Consider the following 17,648-nt stretch of genomic DNA (forward strand, 5'->3'; position numbering starts at 1 on the left):
GACCTCCAACCCCAGAGAGCCTCAAGCCTAAGCCCTGCCGTCATGATGGCGACAACCTCGGCCGCCCCGGCGTGATTCCCCCGCTCCGGGACGGAACGGATCCCCCCGCGGTCAGCGGTCGCGACGGCGCTCGATCCGCTTGCGGCGGGCCACCTCGCGGCGGTGCTCGGCCAGCGCGCTCCCGCTCGCGCCGGTTCACCCGCGCCTCGCCCTTCGCGCTCTCCATTTCGAGCCGCACCGCCTCCTGGGCGGCCGTGCCGCGCCGCGTGACCCGGGCCGCCGCACGGGCGGCCAGCTTGGCCGCGCGCTTGGGATTGACCCGCCGGTCCCCTCGCTCCTCCACGGGTACGGCGGGGGCCGTCTCGGCGCGTTCGAGCAGGGCGACTCCGTGCCGCATGAGGAACGCGTACAACTCGGGGTCGGTGGGCTCGGAGCCGAGCACGAATCGGGTCGCGCGAAGCTCGCCGTCCTCGACGATCTCCAGCATGCCGACCCAGAACGGGCTCTCGAAGTAGACGGACAGGGACACCACGATGCCTCCACAGGTATGCCGACAGGCGGCTTGGCGAAGCCGCTTCCGGCACACCGGACATCCTCCGAGGCTCCCCGAGGGGGACACGAGAGGCGGATACGAGACCGCCGGCACCGGCTCGGAACCGGGCCCGGCGGGTGCCCGGGCTACCGACCGGGACCGCGTTTTCGTGTGCGAGGCCCAGCTTGACGATCGCGTCTCCGGCGCGGCCATCGCCTTTCCGCGGGCGGCGGACGGAACGCGGGGCAGACTGATGGGCATGGAGCCGATATCTCTCGACGCGCGTGCCAGGGAACTCCTCGATCGCGCCGCCACGGCGTCCAGCGGGCGCGCGGCCGACACCGTGTACGGCGGCCACGAGCACGCGCTGCGCCAGACGCTGCTCGCCCTCACCGCCGGGACCGGCCTCGCCGAGCACGAGAGCCCGGGTGAGGCGACCCTGCTGGTGCTGCGCGGTCATGTACGGCTGACCAGCGGCGACGCCTCCTGGGAGGGGCGCTCCGGCGACCTGCTGACCATCCCGGACGCCCGGCACGCACTCGACGCCGTCGAGGACAGCGCGGTCCTGCTCACCGTCGTCAAACGCCCCTGAGCATCGCCACGCCGCGTCACCTCACCAGGCCCTCTCCCCCGAGCCTGACTCCGTCCGCATATTCGCCTAAGTGTGACGGCCTGTGGTTCTCAATCTGTGGTGGCTGAACTCGATCGCGTTCGCCGATCCCTCCTACGAACAGCGCGCGCAGGAGGCGGCTGGTGGGGTCGGCGAGTTCGTTTCCCTGGAGGAGGCTGTTCCCGACTGGGAGGAGCCACTGCGTAACGCCTCATCGGCGGCTGCGGTCCGGGACTAAGCGGCCTGGAGGACGCAGCCCAGGGCGAGCAGCGACACGACCTTCACGGCCTCCAGCGCCACGTAGTAGAGGTGTGCTCCCGACCTGTGCCGCGCCGGGTCCTCGCCGGACAGGACGCGGTCGGACCTGCGGTTGAGCGGCGGGCGTACGACGGCGATCTGGATCGCCAGGACGACGGCGGCGATCAACGTGAGCGCGACCACGGCGGTGCCGGGCGATCCGGTGGCGACCGCCACGATCACGACGATGGCCAGCACGGCCTCGGCGGCGTTGAGCGCCCGGAAGACGAGCCGGCCGATGCCGAGCCCGATCGGGATCGTCACCCCCGGCGCGCGGAACTTCAACGGCGCCTCAATGAAGGAGATCGCCAGCACCATCCCGAGCCAGACGAAGGTGGCCGCACCGCCCACGGCGGCCGAGGCGGAGTTCATTCCCGCTCTCCTCTCGCACGCGCGAAACCGGCGGAACGGGGCCGGGATCCGGTGAGCTATGCGACCGGTCGTCAGGTCCGCCGCCGCCCTCGCCCAGGGTTCCACGCGTGGGCGCCGGTCCCCGATCCAGGGTCACGTGCGGGCGACGATCGCACTCCCCGCCGCCCCCGCGTCCCCATACGGCGTCATCTCCAGCCGGTCCGTTGGCGCAGCCAGGCCAGCGCCGGCCGGCCCTGGGCGAGCTGGAACGCGCGGAGCGTGGGGAGGCCCGGCGGCGGGGGAAGGCTTCCCCGCTGCAGGAAGTAGCCGGTCACGGCGGCCAGGACCGCGGTGACCGCGTCGGGGTCGGCCTTCGCCGCGACCGGGTGGCCGTCGAAGACCTCGGCGGGCGGCGGCCCGCCCTGCATGACCACGCTCGGGAGCATCCCCAGGAGATCGAACCACGGGGCCGCCAGGCACGCCCAGGGCCAGTCGACCACGTAGACGCGCCCGTCCGCGGTGAGCAGCAGGTTGTCGGCCCGGAGGTCGGCGTGGGCCATCGTGTCGCCCTCCGCCGCCCGGTCCCAGGCCGCCTCCAGCTCCGCCAGCCGGTCCAGGTGCCGCCGGGCCCACGCGACGTCGGATCCGTCCCCGCCCAGGCCGCCCGAACCCAGCCTGCCCAAACTCAGGCCGCCCGAGCCCAGGCCGCCCGAGCCCAGGCCGCCCGAGCCCAGGCCGTCCGCGCCGAGGCCGCCCGAGCCGGCCGCCAGGCGCCGCCATCCCTGGAACTCCTTCGCGAACCGCTCGCCGGCCGGTGGCACGGCCACGGGCGCGGGGGTGAGCGTGTCGGCCAGCTCGGCCACCGCGCCGAGCACGAGGCCGAGTTCGGCGGCCGTCCAGGGCTGGGCGGGCGTGCGGCCCTCGACGTCCTCGAACAGCAGGACCACCCAGCCGTCCTCGTCGAAGGAGGCGAGCAGCCGGGGCGCGGGCGCCGTGGCCGGCAGCGCGGCGGCCACCCGGGCCTCCGCCCGGTGGATGCCGGGGCTGATCGGGTTAGGCTCGGGCCCGACCGCCTTGACGAAGGCCCTGCCCCCACCGGCGAGCCGCAGGCGTGCCGCCACGCCCGGGGAGAATCCGCCGGGCTGGGTGACGGCCTCGGCCACGCGGTCTCCGAGATGCCGCTCGACGGCCAGCCGCAGGTGCGCGGGCACCGCGGTCCACGGCAGCCGTACGCCGCCGGCGGGCGGGGGCGGGCCGTCGTCACCGGTACGACGCCGCTCCTCCTCATCGAGGCCGGCGTGCTCCCCGGAATCGTCGCTCATCCCGGCATGATGGGCGACGGGCGGGTAGGGCGGCAAACGAGTTTCGCCGCGATATTCGGTTGGGATTCCCGCTGGTGCCCGGCACAGTGGATCTCGACCAAGGAGGAGTTCCAACCATGCCGAAGCACATCGCCCCGAAGGTGCTGTCCTGGGCGAGCGAGATCGACGACGGGACGATCGACCAGGCCGCCCGGGCGGCGCGCCTGCCGTTCGTGCCCGGTCACGTCGCGCTCATGCCGGACGCGCACGTCGGAATCGGCGCGACGGTCGGCTCCGTCATCCCGACGGAGGGCGCGATCATCCCGTCCGCCGTCGGCGTCGACATCGGCTGCGGCATGGTCGCGACCGAGACCACGCTCACGGCCGCCGACCTGCCCGACTCGCTCGACCCGCTGATGCGGCTGGTGGAGCGGCGCATCCCGGCGGGAGTGGGCAAGGGGCACGACGACCGCGCGGTGGACCGTGCGCTCGGCGACCTGGGCCGGCCGCACACCGGCCTGACGCCCAAGCAGGAGAACACCGTGGCCTGCCAGTTCGGGACCCTCGGCTCGGGCAACCACTTCGTGGAGGTCTGCCTCGACGAGCGCGACCGGGTGTGGACCGTGCTGCACTCCGGCTCGCGCGGGATCGGCAACCAGCTCGCCACCGCGCACATCAACGGCGCGAAGCGGCTCATGCGCAGCCTGGCGATCGGGCTGGAGGACTACGACCTGGCCTACTTCACCCAGGGCACCCCGGAGTTCACCGCCTACATCGAGGACATGCTGTGGGCGCAGCGCTACGCGATGGCATCGCGGGCGCGGATGGACAAGGTGCTGAGCGACGCGCTGTTCCGCGTCGTCGGCTCCGGCACCCGGGTCCGCACGATCAATTGCCACCACAATTTCACGCAGATGGAGACCCATCAGGGCAAGGAGCTGTGGATCACCCGTAAGGGGGCGATCAAGGCGGACATCGGGGACGAGGGCGTGATCCCGGGTTCGATGGGCACGCGGTCCTACATCGTGCGCGGGCGGGGCAACCCGCTGTCGTACAACTCCTGCTCCCACGGCGCGGGGCGCAGGATGTCGCGCAGCCGGGCGAAGCGCGAGCTGTCGGCGGCGTCGCTGAAAGAGGCGATGCGCGGCCGGACGTGGAACGCCGACCGGGCCGCCGCCCTGGTCGACGAGCACCCGGAGGCGTACAAGCCGATCGACCAGGTGATGGCGGACCAGAAGGACCTCGTGGAGGTCCGGCACACGCTGCGCCAGGTGTTCAACTACAAGGGATGAACCGCCGGGCGCGGCCGTTTAGCCCCCGCCGTTGCGGGGGACGAGGCCGCCCCGGCCGGCCGCAGGACGAAGCCGCTCGCCACCCGGGCCGGGATCCGGTAGGGCGAGATGGTGAGGTCCTGCTCCGGCACGGTGTAGTCCAGCGTGGCCAGCCGCGGCGCGAGGGCCTTCAGCAGGCCCACGGCGACCGGCTCTCCCGGGCACCGATGGCCGGTCGCCGGGTCGCCCCCGCCCTGCGGGATCAGGTCGTACGGGCCGATCTCGCGGCCGGCGAAGCGCTGCGGATCGAACGCGTACGGGTTCGGCCAGAGCGCCGGGTCGTGGTTCTGGCCCCAGATGTCGAGCAGCACGAGCCAGTCGGCCAGGATCTGCTCGCCCTTCCAGGTGAGGTCCTTGACGGCGGTTCCCGCGACGAACGGCGCGAAGGGGTAGAAGCGCCGCACCTCATGCGCGAACGCCTCGGCGTACGTGCCGTCGGTGTCCTCGGCCAGGTGGACGCGGGTGACCGGCCAGCGGTGCAGCGCGTGCGCGGCGAACGTGACGAACCAGCTCACCGCGACGGTGGGACGCACCAGGTTGAGCAGTTCGACCGCGGCGATCCGGGGCGCGAGCGGCTCCCCGTCGGGCTCCAGGTGGCGGGCGGCCACGGCGAGCGCCGAGGTGTCCGGCACCCGCAGGGCGCCGCGGCGCACGTCCTCGACCATCCCCGCCAGCCACGCCTCGCGCCGCCTTCGGGCGGCGCGGGCCCGCCAGTGCCGCGGGCCCGGTGACCCGAAGCCGTCGACCAGCGCGACGAGGTCGGCGGCGAGGGGCGCGGTCTCCTCCTCGGCGAGCGGGATGCCCGCCCACCGGCACGCTCCCCGGGTGATGACGCGGGCGGCCTCGTCGAAGAGCACGACGTGTCCTCTGCCGGGCCAGGTCGCCACCGCCGCGTCCCACGCCGCGGTGGTCTCGCCCACCAGGGCGGCGACGCTTTCCGGCGTCAGCAGGGACATGAACATGCCCTTGCGCGCCCGGTGCGCGGCCTGGTCCAGCGTGTGCACCGCGCCGTGGCCGAACAGCGTGCTCTTGATCGGCTCGGGCAGCGCGGGCGCCCGCTGGACGTGGTTGTCGTCATAGAAGAACCGGACGGCGTCCGGCCCGCGCAGCACGACGGCGCGCCGGCCCGTCAGCCGGGTGTGGACCATCTCTCCCTGGCTCTCCCGCCGGCGGGCCGGCAGCCAGGCGTAGCCCTCGAGCAGCAGGAGCAGCGTGGTGTCGAGCAGCGGCATACGTCCTGACTGCCCGCGTTAATCCGGTGGAAACGGACACCGCCCGTCCGGCCGGAGCCGGACGGGCGGGCGTGTGGGTGAGGCGGGATGGGCGGCGATCAGGCTTGGACGCAGGTGCCGCCGTTCAGCCTGAAGCCGGTGGGATCGGGGTTGGCGCCGGTGTGGGTGCCGTTGAACCCGATCTGCAGGGACCCGCCGCCCTGGATCACCGAGTTCCACGGCATCGCCGTGGCGGTGACGTCCTTGCCGGACTGGGACCAGGTGGCCGACCAGCCGCTGGTGACCTTCTGCCCGGCGTCCGGGAGGACGAAGCGCAGCGTCCAGTTGTTCATCGGCGTCTGCCCCAGGTTGATGATCTTCACCGTTGCCGAGAAGCCGCCGCTCCACGACCACGCGGTGTATTCGATCTTGCAGCTCACCGGAGGCGGCGTGTAGGTGGGGTAGCCGCCCGACGCCGTGGCCGTCACCAGGTCGGACGGCAGGCTGACGTTGCCGGCGGCGTCCTTGGCCGCGATGACGTAGACGTACGACTGGCCGGTGACGAGGTTGCCCTCGGTGAAGTGCGTGCCGATGGACGTGCCCACCCGCGTCCAGCCGGTGGCGGTGCGCCGGTAGACGTCGTAGCCGACGACCCGGACGTCGTCGGTGGACCCCGTCCAGCACAGCGACGTCCCCTTGAAGTCGGGCAGGCAGTTGGGCTGCAGTCCGGCCGGCTTGGTCGGCGGCGTGGTGTCGGCCGGGGCGGGGGTCGGCGTCGGTCCCGCACCGAGCGCCGGGGCGCTGACCAGCGCGCTGGGCGGGCTCACATTGCCGGCGGCGTCCCTGGCCACGACGTAGAACGTGTAGCTCCGGTCGCCGCCCAGGCCGGTGACGACGGCCGTCGTACGGGAGGTGGAGGCCGCCTCGACGAAGCCGTCGGCGGTGAGGAGGAACACCGAATATTCGGTGACCCCGGTGTCGTCCGAGGACGCCGTCCAGCACAGGCCGACCACGCCGCGGAAGCTCCCGCTCGGCGGCGGAGGCGGCGGGCACGCCTCGAGATCGCCCGGAGCGGTGGGCGGCGTGACGTCCGCCCCGGGCGCGGGCGACGTGGGCGGCGGGGCCGTGCCGGCCGCGTGGACGGAACGCATTTCGGCCGCGTGGACGGCACGCATTTCGGCCGCACTGCCGGCGAGCACGGGCGGAGCGGTGATGTTGGCCACCAGGAGCGCGGCGGCGACGGCGCCCGCCGCGGCCCACGCGGCAGGCCATGACAGTCTGGGCACGGTTCCACCTTCCGGAGACGAAGTCCGCCAACGATGTCGCCCGGATGATCGGTCGGCCCAAGGAGCCGGTCAAAGGACCGCCCGCGTCCCCGCCGGTCGTTCCGTAAGGATTGTGAAACTTTCAGCCCGGCAGGCCGCCGATACCGTGGCGAGATGAAGATCGTGGTCACCGGCGCGGCCGGTTTCATCGGGAGCCGGGTCGCCGGGTTGCTGCGCGACGCCGGGCACGAGGTGCGGGGATTCGACCTGCGCGGCGGCGAGGACGTCACCGCGGGCGACGTGCGGGACGAGGACGCCGTCGCCCGCGAGGTCGCCGGGGCCGACGCCGTGGTGCACCAGGCGGCCAAGGTCGGCCTCGGCGTCGACGTGTCCGACCTGCCGGCGTACGTGTCGGTCAACGCGCTCGGCACCGCGGTGCTGCTCGCCGCGATGGCGCGGCACGGGGTCTCCCGGCTGGTGCTGGCGTCGTCGATGGTCGTCTACGGCGAGGGCGTCTACGACTGCGCCGGGCACGGCCGGGTGCGTCCCGGCCCCCGGGCCGAGGAGGACCTGGCAGCCGGGCGGTTCGAACCGGTGTGCCCGCGCTGCGGGCGCCCGCTGTCGCCGGGGACCGTGGACGAGGACGTCCCGCCCGATCCGCGCAACGCGTACGCCACGAGCAAGCTCGCCCAGGAGCACCTGGCGGCCAACTGGGCCCGCGAGACCGGCGCTGTGGCGGTCGCCCTGCGCTACCACAACGTGTACGGCCCGGGGATGCCGCGCGACACCCCCTACTCGGGGGTGGCCGCGATCTTCCGGTCCGCCCTGGAGGCCGGGCGGGCGCCGCTGGTGTTCGAGGACGGCGGACAGCGCAGGGACTTCGTCCACGTCGGCGACGTCGCGGCGGCCAACCTCGCCGCGCTGGACGCGCTGGAGGCAGCCCCGCCCGGCCGGCTCCGCGCGTACAACGTGGCCAGCGGCGAGCCCCACACGATCGGCGACCTGGCCGAGGCGCTCAGCGCGGCGCGGGGCGGGCCCGCGCCAGAGGTCACCGGCCGCTACCGGCTGGGCGACGTCCGGCACATCGTGGCCTCCCCGGACCGCGCCGCCGCCGACCTCGGGTTCCGGGCGCGGATCCGCTTCGCCGACGGCATGCGCGAGTTCGCCCACGCCCCGCTGGCGACGACCGGCTGAGTCACCAGGGAGATTTCACGAACCCCTGCAGCAGCAGACCCACTGCCGCCTGCACCACGAGCAGGCGGCGGTCTGTCGTACGTCCGGCAGCCGCGGCCACCCACAGGGCGTACGGCAGCCAGATCCGCTCCACCTCGCCCCTGGTGACGCCGCTGACGTCGAGGGCGAGCACCGCGGCCAGGGCCGCCAGCGGCAGGATCCGGTCGCGGGCCCGTCCCGGCGCCACGAGCCCGGCGGCGGTGGCCGGGCCGGTCACCAGGGCGAGCACGGCGAGGTTGGCGACCAGGAAGTACAAGTAGGGCCGTTCCGCGCCGGGATCGGCCGCCCACTCGGCATGGGTGGCGAGCACCCCGGCCGGCCACCAGAACCCCCCGGCGGCGAACAGGGCGCTCACCGCGGCCATCCCGGCCAGGCAGGCGGCCACGGTCGTCCGCGGCACTCCCACCGCGACCGCCGCGACGAGGGGGACGAGCAGGAACGGCACCATGCCGTAGCTGAGGTAGGGCAGCGCGCCCAGCGCCAGCCCCGCGCCGAGGCCGAGCACCACCCGGCCCGCCCGGCGCCGCGCGCCGAGCACCAGCAGCGCCGTCCCCCACGCCCCCACGCCCGCGAACAACGCGTCCATGGTCGTCGCGATCCACACCGCCGCCGGGCACAGGGCCAGGTAGGGCAGCACGCGCCGGGCCGCGTCCTCACCCGCGACGCGCCACACGGTCAGGCCGATCGCGACCGTGGCCGAGCACCCCGTCACGACCACGAGGAGGGCGGCCCAGAACGGTCCGGGCAGCCCGGCGGCCGCCAGCGCCCACAGCACCAGCACCGGCAGCGGCGGATGACCGCGTACGTGCGTGGGATAGGCCGGCAGGTCCCGGGTGAACCCGGCGAGCCAGCCGAGGGGATCGTCGCCCACGGCCCCGAGCCCGGCCAGGTATTCCTGCGGGTGGGTGAACGGCCAGGCCAGCCCGTCCCCCGACACCGCCAGGAGCACCGTCCACGCGAGCGACGCGGCGAAGGCCGCCGCCAGCGCCGCGCGCATCGGCAGGTTCGCGGTCAGCCGGGGCAGCACGGGGACCGCGACCGCGGCGAAGACCACCGCCGGAAGCAGCGCGGGCGTGGGCAGACGCGCCAGCGCGTGCAGCGGCGGGAGATGGTCGATGCGCAGCCCCCCGCGGGCGTGCAGCAGCCCGCCCACCGCGAACGCGCCCGCGACCAGCGCCGCCCAGACCACCAGCGCCCGCTGCCGCGTCGTGAGCGCCCGTCGCCGCGCCGTCGCCGCCCGTCCATCCGCCAGTGCCCCCTGCTGATGCACCGCCGCGCCCTGCTGATCCGCCGGCGCTTCCTGCCGCCCCGCCGGCGCCCCCTGTCGTGCCGTCACGACCGCCACCGTAGGCGTGCCGGGGCCGCCGTCCGGGCCCTCCGGGCGGCCCCGTAGTCACTTCGTAAGAACTCGGCGGCCCCCTGGGCTCTAGCTTCTGCGGCATGCAGATCGATGTGGTGCTTCCCTGCCTCGACGAGGCGGCGGCGCTGCCCTGGGTGCTCGGCCGCATGCCGGACGGCTGCCGCGCCATCGTGGTGGACAACGGATCCACCGACGGGTCGGCCGAGGTCGCCGCCCGGCACGGCGCGCTCGTGGTGAGCGAGCCCAGGCCGGGCTTCGGCGCCGCCTGCCACGCGGGCCTGGAGGCGGCGACCGCCCCCGTCGTGTGTTTCATGGACGCCGACGCCTCCCTCGACCCCCGGCAGCTTCCGTACGTCGCGGAGGATGTGGTGAGCGGCGCCGCCGACCTGGTGCTGGGCCGCCGCAGGCCCGTCACCGCGTCGGCGTGGCCCGCGCACGCCCGGCTGGGCAACCGGGTGCTCGCCTGGCGGCTGCGCCGCCGCACCGGCGCGCCCCTGCACGACCTCGGCCCGATGCGCGCGGCCCGCCGTACGGCGCTGCTGGCCCTGGGCCTGCGGGACCGGCGGTTCGGCTACCCGCTGGAGATGGTGCTGCGGGCGAGCGAGGCGGGCTGGCGCATCGGCGAGGTCGACGTCGACTACCTGCCGCGGGTGGGCCACTCGAAGGTGACGGGGACGGTCCGCGGCACCGTGCGGACGGTGCGCGACATGTGGCGGGCGGCGTGACGCCGGCCGCGGGCGGCGCCGGGGCGCAGCTCGTCGTCATCGCCAAGTCGCCCGTGCCGGGGACCGTGAAGACCCGGCTCACGCCGCCGTACACCGCGCGGGAGGCCGCCGCGCTCGCGGAGGCGGCGCTGCGCGACACCCTGGCGGCCGTCGCCGCCGTCCCCGCCGCGCGCCGGGTGCTGGCCCTGCTCGGCGAGCCGGGGCCCTGGCTGCCCGCGGGGTACGACGTGGTCGCGCAGCGGGGCGGCGACCTGGCCGAACGGCTGACCGCCGCCTTCGCCGACGCGTGGACGGCCCTCCCCCTGCCGGTCGTGCTGATCGGCATGGACACGCCGCAGGTCACCCCCGCACTGCTGACCGAGGCGGTGCGGCTGCTGGACGGGCACGACATCGTGGTCGGCCCGGCCGCCGACGGCGGGTTCTGGCTGCTCGGGCAGCGCACGCCCGACCCCGCCCTGCTGGCCGGGCTGCCGATGTCCCGGCCCGACACGGGAGCGCTGCTGATGGAGCGGATCCGCGCCGCCGGCGTGCGGACCGCTCTGCTGCCCGAGCTGACCGACGTGGACACCGCCGCGGACGCGCACGCGGTGGCCGCGCGGATCCCCTCCTCGCGGTTCGCGGCGACGCTGGCGGCCCTCGGCGCGGACGTCCCCGCGTGATCGGCCCCCTCTACGCCGAGTCGCTGGACGGCGCACGGGTCGAGGTCGAGTCGGCCGACGGCGGCACCTGGCCGCTGGAGGCGTGGCGCTGGCTCCACGACGCCGAAGGGGACGAGGCCATGCTCGCCCGCTGCGCCGACCCGACTCTCGACGTGGGCTCGGGACCGGGGCGGCTGACCGTGGCGCTGACGAGGCGCGGCGTGCGGGCGCTCGGCATCGACGTCACCCCCCGGGCCGTACGGCTCACCCGCCTGGCCGGCGGGCGGGCCCTGTGCCGTGACGTGTTCGGCCACGTGCCCGGCGCGGGCCGCTGGGGCACCGTGCTGCTGGCCGACGGCAACATCGGCATCGGCGGCGACCCCGACGCCCTGCTGCGCCGGGCCCGCGAGCTGCTGCGGCCCGGCGGCGAGGTCGTCGCCGAGCTTGATCCGCCCGGCGCCGCGACCCGTACGGAACGGGTCCGGTTGCGCCGGGAGGGCAGGGTCACCGGATGGTTCGCCTGGGCGCGGGTCAGCGTGTCCGACATCGGGCCGCTCGCCGCGCGCACCGGCTTCCGTCCGCTGGAGGTGTGGACCGAGGCCGGCCGCTGGTTCTCCGGCCTGGGCTGAGCGCCGTGCCCCTCCACGCCCCTCCACGCCCCTCCGCGGCCGGCGCGGGCAGGCCCGGGTTTGGGGAGCCGATGAGGCAAAACGGAGGCCGCGGTTCCGATCCGCGTCGCACCTGCGCGGATAGCCTGCCGACGGGGGCAGGCGGAAGCGAACGGGGCGGATGGCGGGGATCGCGCGCGCGGTCGCGGGGACGGTCGCACGACGGTGGCGGGCACGACGGTGGTGGGCACGACGGTGGCGAGCAGAGCGCGGCGACCTCACCGGAGGGAACGGCGTCGCCGGACGGCCCGCCACCGGGAGCGTGTCCGGCCGGGACCTCGCCTGGGTCGCGGCCCTCACCGTCGCCGCGGCGGCGCTCTACGCGTTCTATTCCTGGCTGAGGCTGGCGCGGTTCCGGGCGGGCGCGTACGACCTGGTGATCTTCGACCAGGCGATCCGCTCGTACGCGCGCTTCCAGGCACCGGTCTCGATGCTGAAGGGCGTGCACAACGGGTTCGGGCCGGGGTTCAGCGTGCTCGGCGACCACTGGTCTCCGGCGCTCGCGCTGCTGGCGCCGCTCTACTGGATCCACGACGGGCCGGCGACCCTGCTCGTCGCGCAGGCCGTGCTGCTGGCACTGTCGATCCCGTTCGTCTGGGCGTACGCCTTCCGCGCCTCCTCGGCGGTCACGGAAGGGCGCCGGGTCGCCTATCCGGTCGCGGTCGCCTACGCCCTGTCGTGGCCCATTACCGAGGCGGTGGCCTTCGACTTCCACGAGGTGGCGTTCGCGCCGCTGCTCACGGTGGCCATGCTGGAGCGTCACCAGGCCGGGCGCAGGCGGGCGGCGGTCCTCGCGGCGCTGGCGCTCCTGCTCGTGAAGGAGGACATGGGCCTGCTGCTCGCCGGGTTCGGGCTGTTCCTCCTCACCCGTCCTCGCGACCGGTGTCTGGGCGCGCTGTTCGTCGCCGGCGGCGTCGCCGCGACCCTGGTGGCGACGCGGGTCCTCATCCCGCACTTCGGGGGCAGGGCCGACTATTACTGGGCGTACTGGACGCTCGGCCCGGACCTCCCCCGGGCCGTGGCGCACGCCGTCACACACCCGGGCGAGGTCGTCGCGCTGCTCGCCGATCCGCCGCTGAAGCTGCGCACGCTCGTGCTGACGCTCGCTCCCGTGCTGTTCACCGCCGCGCTGTCCCCGTTGGGCCTGGCCCTGCTGCCGCAGCTGGTGGAACGCATGCTCGCCGCCACCTACCCGAACTGGTGGACGCCCCGCTACCACTACACGGCCTTCGTCGTCGCGATCGTCTTCGCCGCCGGGGTCGACGGCGCGCTGCGTGTGGCTCGCCTTTCTAGGCGGCCCGGAAGGCCGGCGCGGGCATGGGCGCTGCTCGTGCTCGCCACCGCCCTCGCGCTCGTGCCGTTCTTCTCGTTCTGCGCGCTGTTCACGCCCGCCTTCCACACGGAGACCGACAGGACCCGCGCGGCCGAGCGGGCCGTCGCGGCCGTGCCGGACGGCGTGCTGGTCGAGACGGCCGACTCCCTCGCCCCGGCCCTGTCGCCGCGTACGCGGACCCTGCTGTGGGACCGCACGCCGCGCGGGGCGCCGTGGGTCGTCGCCGACGTGGGGGCCAGGGCGTTCCCCTTCGACTCGGTCGCCGCGCAGGTCGCGCGGGTCGAGGCCCTGCGTGCGCGGGGCTACCGGGTGGTGTTCCGGGAGGCGGGCTACGTCGTGCTCACCCGGCCGTGACCGGCCGCCTCAGGCGCGCACGTACGCGTGCGGGGTCGTGCCGAAGGCGTGCTTGAACGACTGGATGAACGCGCTGGGGCCGCTGTAGCCGCAGGCGGCGGCCGTCGAGGTCACCGACCGGCCGCCGGCCAGCAGGATGAGCGCGTGGTGGAGCCGCAGCTGGGTGCGCCACTGCGGGAAGCTCATGCCGGTCTCCGCGCGGAACAGCCTGCTGAGCGTGCGTTCCGAGGCGCCCACCACCGCGCCCAGCTCGGCGAGCGTACGGCCGTCCGCCGGATCGGCCTCCAGGATCGCCGCCACGTCGCGTAGCCGGGGATCGGACGGCGTCGGCAGGCACAGCGGCAGCGCCTCGACCTCGCGGAGCTGGTCGAGCAGCACGCGTTCGAGGTTGGCCCTTTGGCCCGGCGTCGGCTCGTCGTCGCCGGTCAGGGCCACCACCACCTCCCGCAGCAGGGGTGTGATCGCCATGACCGTGGGCCGGTCCAGCCGCAGCGGGTTCACCGCCGGGCCGAAGAGCAGCGCCCGCATCTCGGTCGGCCCGTAAGCCTCGTGCGCGTGCGCCACTCCCGCCGGGATCCACACGCCCCGATGCGGCGGCACCACCCAGTCGCCGATCGGCGTCGAGATCCGCAACACCCCACGATGCGGATGGATGAGCTGATGGGAGGCGTGGTCGTGCCAGTCGATGCGCTCACGGTGGGCCAGCGGCACGCGGGACGCGCCGCCGCCGGAGGGATGGCGGGTTGCCGACATGACTCGGCAGAGTATCGCTAGTTCGCCGACACGGTCGTCCGGGATGCTCGACGAAGCCTCTCAAGGAGACGATCAGTGACACAGACATCCGTTCAGGCGCCGGCGGCGCGGGCGACGTCCGCGTGGCCGCGCATGTGGCTGTGGGCGGCCGCGCACGCCGTCGACGACCTCTACCAGGGACTTGTGCCGGCCTGCGTGCCCTATTTCGTGCTCGACCGGCACTACGGCTACGTGGCGGCCTCCGGGCTGACGATGGCCGCGGCCCTGGGCAGTTCGATTCCGCAGCCGTTCATCGGCCTGGCGGTCGACCGATTCCGCCTGGGCTGGCTGGCCGCCGCCGGTGTCGCACTGGCCGGCCTCGGCCTCGGCCTGTCCGGGCTGGTGGAGCCCTACCCCGCGGTCTGGGCCCTCGTGCTGCTGTCCGGGCTCGGCGTGGCCATGTTCCACCCGGCGGCGGGCAAGGGGGCCAGGGAGACGGCGGGAGACAGCGCGACGGCCATGAGCGTCTTCGCGGCGGGCGGGAGCGTCGGCTTCTTCCTCGCGCCGGTGCTGGCCACGCCAGCCCTCATCGCGATGGGCGTCGGCGCCACGGTCCTGTTCATCCCACCGGCCCTGCTCGTCGCGTTCGCGCTGCTCAGGAACCGGCCGTCGGCGCGGCCGGGCGCGGCGGGCACGCGCGCGGGCACCGACAGGTGGGTGCCGTTCATGGTCCTCACCGGCATCGAGGTCGTCAGGTCGGTGACGTTCTTCGGCGTGCTCACCTTCATCGAGCTGTACTGGATCAGGCATCTCGACGCCGGGCGCGGCCTCGCTGGCGCCGCCCTGGCCTGCTTCCTGGTCGGCGGGGTCGCGGGCACCCTGCTCGGGGGACGCCTCGCCGACCGGATCGGACTCGTGCGAACCGTGCAGATCGGCGGCCTGCTCGCCATACCCGCGCTCGCCGCGCTGCGCCTGCTCCCGGGGCCCGACCTGCCGCTGCTGTTCGCCGTGCTCGCGGGCATCGCGATCAACATCCCGTTCGCCGTGCTCGTGAAGCTGGGCCAGGACTACCTGCCCAACCGGCCGGGCACGGCGGCCGGTGTCACGCTCGGGCTCGCCGTGAGCGTCGGCGGGCTCGCCGCGCCGGTGCTCGGCGTCACGGCGGAGGCGTACGGGCCGCAGGGCGTCTTCACCGTCCTCTGCCTGGTGCCGATCGCGGCCGTGGCGCTGGGACTGTTGCTTCCTCGCAAATGAGCCGGCAGGTGTGCCTGCTCGGGACGCTCGCAGACGCCCCCCGGCGATCCCCACGGGGTCTGACCGCCTTCGCCTCAGCCCCAGCCTCAGCCTCCGGTGACGACGCCCGGCGTGGCGGCGAGCAGCAGGACGTCGATCCCGGCGGCGCCGATCGCGGCGGCGAAGGGCGCCACGGGCACACGGCGGGCGAGCAGCAGACCGGCCGCGGCGCACGCGGCCACTCCGGCGAGCGCGAGCCATCGGGCCGGGCCTGCCGGTCCCGGAGGCGCGACAACCAGAAGCGCCGACGCGGCCAGCAACGGCAGCGGCAGGACAAGCCGCACCCGGGCCGGGCCCAGACGCTGCGGCCAGCCCCGCACCCCCGTCGCGACGTCCGTCTCGATGTCGGGCAGCACGTTCGCGAGGTGCGCCGCGCAGCCGAGCAGCGCCGCGGCGAGCACGGCCCACCACGCCGGGGGTGAGACCGGCAGCGAGGCCGGCAGTGAGACCGGCAAGGAGACCGGCAAGGAGACCGGCAGGGCGTGGCCCGGCGTTCCGGTCGTCACGAACACCGGCACCGCGCCGAACCCGGCCGCGTACGGCACCCAGGAGGCGGCCGTGCCCTTGAGCCACAGGTTGTAAGCCCAGGCCGCGGCGACGGCGACCAGGTGCGTCGCCCCGGCCACCACGCCGCAGGCCAGCGAGAGCGGCACGCAGACCGCCAGCGCGGCGAACGCGGCGACGCGCACCGTGCGCGCGGACACCAGGCCCGCGACGATCGGCTTGGACGTCCGGCCGGCCGCGGCGTCCCTGCCGGCGTCCACGGCGTCGTTGCACCAGCCCACGGACAGCTGACCGGTCAGCACGGCGAGAGCGGTCAGCGCCGTCCCCGCCGGGCCCCACCCCGCGACCGCCACGAGCGCCGTGACCAGGGTCGTCACCGCCGCGGTCGGACCAGGGTGACATGCCCGGGCCAGCCCGGCGGCCGTACGCGCCACCCCGGCCGCCCCGGCCACGGTAGGCGCCACCCCCGCCGCCCCGTTGGTTCCGGTCGCCCCGGCGTCCCCGGTCATTCCGGCGGCTCCGCTCACCCCGGCGGCCCCGGTCACCTTGTGCGTCCCGGCGACGCCTTGGCCATCGGCAGCCGCCTCCCTCGCGGTGCCGTTGATGCCTGCCGAGGAGGAGCCCGCGCGACGCGCGTCCCGGACCGGCGCGGCGGCGCCCGCGCCGCTACCGGCCACCGCGTCCTCGGGCAGTTCCCCTGAACCGGTCACAATTTCGAGCGTAACGGGGCATCTCCGACAGATCACGATCCGCTCCGAAATGTATGCCGCGGCCGCCAACGGGCAAGAGGGAATTGTCACGGTTTTCGCCTGCACAAGGATGTGAGATGACGCGGATCGCGGCCGTCCATGGTGTCGTTCCCCCGCATCGCCACTCGCAGGCGGAGATCGCGGACGCGCTCGCGCGGGTCTGCCTTCCACCGGGCGCCGATCGCCGGCTTCTCGACCGGCTGCACACCAGTGCCCGGGTGGAGCACCGCAACCTGGTGCTGCCGCTCGACCAGTACGGCAAGCTCGACGGCTTCGGCGCGGCCAACGACCTGTTCATCGAGGCCGCGCTCGACCTGGGCGCGCAGGCCGTCACGGGGGCGCTGGACGCGGCCGGTCTCACCCCGGCGGACGTCGACATGATCATGTGCACCTCGGTCACCGGCGTCGCCGCGCCGTCGCTGGACGCCCGGCTGGCCAACCGGATCGGCTTCCGCCCCGACGTGAAGCGGGTGCCGGTGTTCGGCCTCGGCTGCGTGGCGGGAGCGGCGGGGATCGCCCGGCTGCACGACTACCTGCGCGGCTGGCCCGGCCACGTGGCGGTGCTGCTCTCCGTCGAGCTGTGCTCCCTCACCTTGCAGCGCGACGACACCTCCACCGCCAACCTCGTGGCGGGCGCCCTGTTCGGAGACGGCGCCGCCGCCGTGGTCGCGTACGGGGACGAGCGCGAGCCGTTACCGGCGGATGCGGCCGGACCGGCGGTGGTGGGGACGCGCAGCCGTCTCTACCCCGGCTCGGAACGCGTGATGGGCTGGGACGTCCGCGACAGCGGCTTCCGGGTCGTGCTGGACGCCGGGGTGCCCGACGTGGTCCGCACCTATCTGGGCGACGACGTGCACGGGTTCCTCGCCGACCACCGCCTGACCGCCGGCGACATCACCGCCTGGGTCTGCCACCCCGGCGGCCCCAAGGTGCTTGAGGCGGTCGCCGAGACGCTCGCGCTTCCGGACGGCGCGCTCGACCTCACCTGGCGTTCGCTGGCCGCCAACGGAAACCTGTCGTCGTCCTCGGTGCTGCACGTGCTGCGCGACACCCTCGCCCTGCGGCCCCCGCCGCCGGGCACACCGGGCATGCTGATGGCGATGGGCCCGGGGTTCTGCTCCGAACTCGTCCTGCTGCGCTGGTAGGGAGGAGCCATGTCGT

General features: G+C 74.7%; 18 protein-coding genes. 10 read left to right on the forward strand and 8 right to left on the reverse strand.

What is annotated here, in order from left to right; translation table 11 throughout:
- Positions 1–40: 40 nt before the first annotated feature.
- Positions 41–532 carry a YjdF family protein gene (locus FLX08_RS11935; RefSeq protein ID WP_167530371.1) on the reverse strand — a complete coding sequence of 164 codons (492 nt, stop codon included), beginning with the start codon at positions 530–532 and terminating at the stop codon, positions 41–43.
- Between the two features lie 259 nt (positions 533–791).
- Between FLX08_RS11935 and FLX08_RS11940 the strand changes: the two genes are divergently transcribed.
- Together FLX08_RS11940 and FLX08_RS40530 are read left to right on the forward strand one after the other, a co-directional pair.
- Positions 792–1,124 carry a cupin domain-containing protein gene (locus FLX08_RS11940; RefSeq protein ID WP_142618861.1) on the forward strand — a complete coding sequence of 111 codons (333 nt, stop codon included), beginning with the start codon at positions 792–794 and terminating at the stop codon, positions 1,122–1,124.
- Positions 1,125–1,206: 82 nt separating this feature from the next.
- The gene (locus FLX08_RS40530) at positions 1,207–1,380 is read left to right on the forward strand and encodes a hypothetical protein (protein ID WP_167530372.1); all 174 of its coding nucleotides are present in this window, start codon (positions 1,207–1,209) and stop codon (positions 1,378–1,380) included.
- Here the strand turns inward: FLX08_RS40530 and FLX08_RS11945 are convergent.
- Both FLX08_RS11945 and FLX08_RS11950 read right to left on the reverse strand, forming a co-directional pair.
- Positions 1,377–1,811: a hypothetical protein gene (locus tag FLX08_RS11945; protein ID WP_142618863.1), complete on the reverse strand. Its 435-nt coding sequence runs from the start codon at positions 1,809–1,811 to the stop codon at positions 1,377–1,379. The genes FLX08_RS40530 and FLX08_RS11945 overlap by 4 nt on opposite strands.
- A 185-nt stretch (positions 1,812–1,996) precedes the next feature.
- Positions 1,997–3,112: a phosphotransferase gene (locus FLX08_RS11950; RefSeq protein ID WP_142618865.1), complete on the reverse strand. Its 1,116-nt coding sequence runs from the start codon at positions 3,110–3,112 to the stop codon at positions 1,997–1,999.
- Between the two features lie 116 nt (positions 3,113–3,228).
- On the opposite strand from FLX08_RS11950, the gene FLX08_RS11955 reads away from it, so the two are divergent.
- On the forward strand, positions 3,229–4,383 hold the full coding sequence (locus FLX08_RS11955) for an RtcB family protein (RefSeq protein ID WP_142618867.1): 1,155 nt from the start codon (positions 3,229–3,231) through the stop codon (positions 4,381–4,383).
- On the opposite strand, the gene FLX08_RS11960 is transcribed toward FLX08_RS11955, so the two are convergent.
- Together FLX08_RS11960 and FLX08_RS11965 are read right to left on the reverse strand one after the other, a co-directional pair.
- Positions 4,371–5,654, reverse strand: coding sequence for a cytochrome P450 (locus FLX08_RS11960; protein WP_142618869.1), 1,284 nt, complete (start codon positions 5,652–5,654; stop codon positions 4,371–4,373). The two genes, FLX08_RS11955 and FLX08_RS11960, sit on opposite strands and share 13 nt — an antisense overlap.
- Before the next feature lie 98 nt (positions 5,655–5,752).
- Positions 5,753–6,919 (reverse strand): cellulose binding domain-containing protein, encoded by a 1,167-nt coding sequence (locus FLX08_RS11965; RefSeq protein WP_142618871.1) that lies wholly within the window; start codon positions 6,917–6,919, stop codon positions 5,753–5,755.
- Between the two features lie 153 nt (positions 6,920–7,072).
- On the opposite strand from FLX08_RS11965, the gene FLX08_RS11970 reads away from it, so the two are divergent.
- The gene (locus tag FLX08_RS11970) at positions 7,073–8,092 is read left to right on the forward strand and encodes an NAD-dependent epimerase/dehydratase family protein (RefSeq protein WP_142618873.1); all 1,020 of its coding nucleotides are present in this window, start codon (positions 7,073–7,075) and stop codon (positions 8,090–8,092) included.
- Position 8,093: 1 nt separating this feature from the next.
- Here the strand turns inward: FLX08_RS11970 and FLX08_RS11975 are convergent, their stop codons facing one another.
- A complete protein-coding gene (locus FLX08_RS11975; protein WP_142618875.1) occupies positions 8,094–9,467 on the reverse strand; it encodes a hypothetical protein in 1,374 nt (457 codons plus the stop codon).
- A 104-nt stretch (positions 9,468–9,571) separates the two neighbouring features.
- Between FLX08_RS11975 and FLX08_RS11980 the strand changes: the two genes are divergently transcribed.
- The 4 genes from FLX08_RS11980 (at position 9,572) to FLX08_RS11995 (ending at position 13,209) form a co-directional block, all read left to right on the forward strand.
- Positions 9,572–10,216: a glycosyltransferase family 2 protein gene (locus tag FLX08_RS11980; protein WP_142618877.1), complete on the forward strand. Its 645-nt coding sequence runs from the start codon at positions 9,572–9,574 to the stop codon at positions 10,214–10,216.
- Positions 10,213–10,875 carry a TIGR04282 family arsenosugar biosynthesis glycosyltransferase gene (locus FLX08_RS11985; RefSeq protein WP_142618879.1) on the forward strand — a complete coding sequence of 221 codons (663 nt, stop codon included), beginning with the start codon at positions 10,213–10,215 and terminating at the stop codon, positions 10,873–10,875. The genes FLX08_RS11980 and FLX08_RS11985 overlap by 4 nt, the downstream gene beginning before the upstream one ends.
- Positions 10,872–11,483: a methyltransferase domain-containing protein gene (locus FLX08_RS11990; RefSeq protein ID WP_208761402.1), complete on the forward strand. Its 612-nt coding sequence runs from the start codon at positions 10,872–10,874 to the stop codon at positions 11,481–11,483. The genes FLX08_RS11985 and FLX08_RS11990 overlap by 4 nt, the downstream gene beginning before the upstream one ends.
- Before the next feature lie 160 nt (positions 11,484–11,643).
- Positions 11,644–13,209 carry a DUF2079 domain-containing protein gene (locus FLX08_RS11995; RefSeq protein WP_142618881.1) on the forward strand — a complete coding sequence of 522 codons (1,566 nt, stop codon included), beginning with the start codon at positions 11,644–11,646 and terminating at the stop codon, positions 13,207–13,209.
- A 9-nt stretch (positions 13,210–13,218) separates the two neighbouring features.
- Here the strand turns inward: FLX08_RS11995 and FLX08_RS12000 are convergent, their stop codons facing one another.
- Positions 13,219–13,962 (reverse strand): AraC family transcriptional regulator, encoded by a 744-nt coding sequence (locus tag FLX08_RS12000; protein WP_142618883.1) that lies wholly within the window; start codon positions 13,960–13,962, stop codon positions 13,219–13,221.
- Between the two features lie 75 nt (positions 13,963–14,037).
- Between FLX08_RS12000 and FLX08_RS12005 the strand changes: the two genes are divergently transcribed.
- Positions 14,038–15,195 carry an MFS transporter gene (locus FLX08_RS12005; protein ID WP_244312569.1) on the forward strand — a complete coding sequence of 386 codons (1,158 nt, stop codon included), beginning with the start codon at positions 14,038–14,040 and terminating at the stop codon, positions 15,193–15,195.
- 86 nt (positions 15,196–15,281) lie between these two features.
- On the opposite strand, the gene FLX08_RS12010 is transcribed toward FLX08_RS12005, so the two are convergent.
- Complete coding sequence (locus FLX08_RS12010) at positions 15,282–16,448, reverse strand: UbiA family prenyltransferase (protein ID WP_280117093.1); 1,167 nt, start codon at positions 16,446–16,448, stop codon at positions 15,282–15,284.
- Between the two features lie 116 nt (positions 16,449–16,564).
- On the opposite strand from FLX08_RS12010, the gene FLX08_RS12015 reads away from it, so the two are divergent.
- Complete coding sequence (locus FLX08_RS12015) at positions 16,565–17,632, forward strand: type III polyketide synthase (RefSeq protein WP_142618885.1); 1,068 nt, start codon at positions 16,565–16,567, stop codon at positions 17,630–17,632.
- Positions 17,633–17,648: the final 16 nt, after the last annotated feature.

The sequence above is a fragment of the Microbispora hainanensis genome, assembly GCF_006874475.1.
GTDB classification, from domain to species: domain Bacteria; phylum Actinomycetota; class Actinomycetes; order Streptosporangiales; family Streptosporangiaceae; genus Microbispora; species Microbispora hainanensis.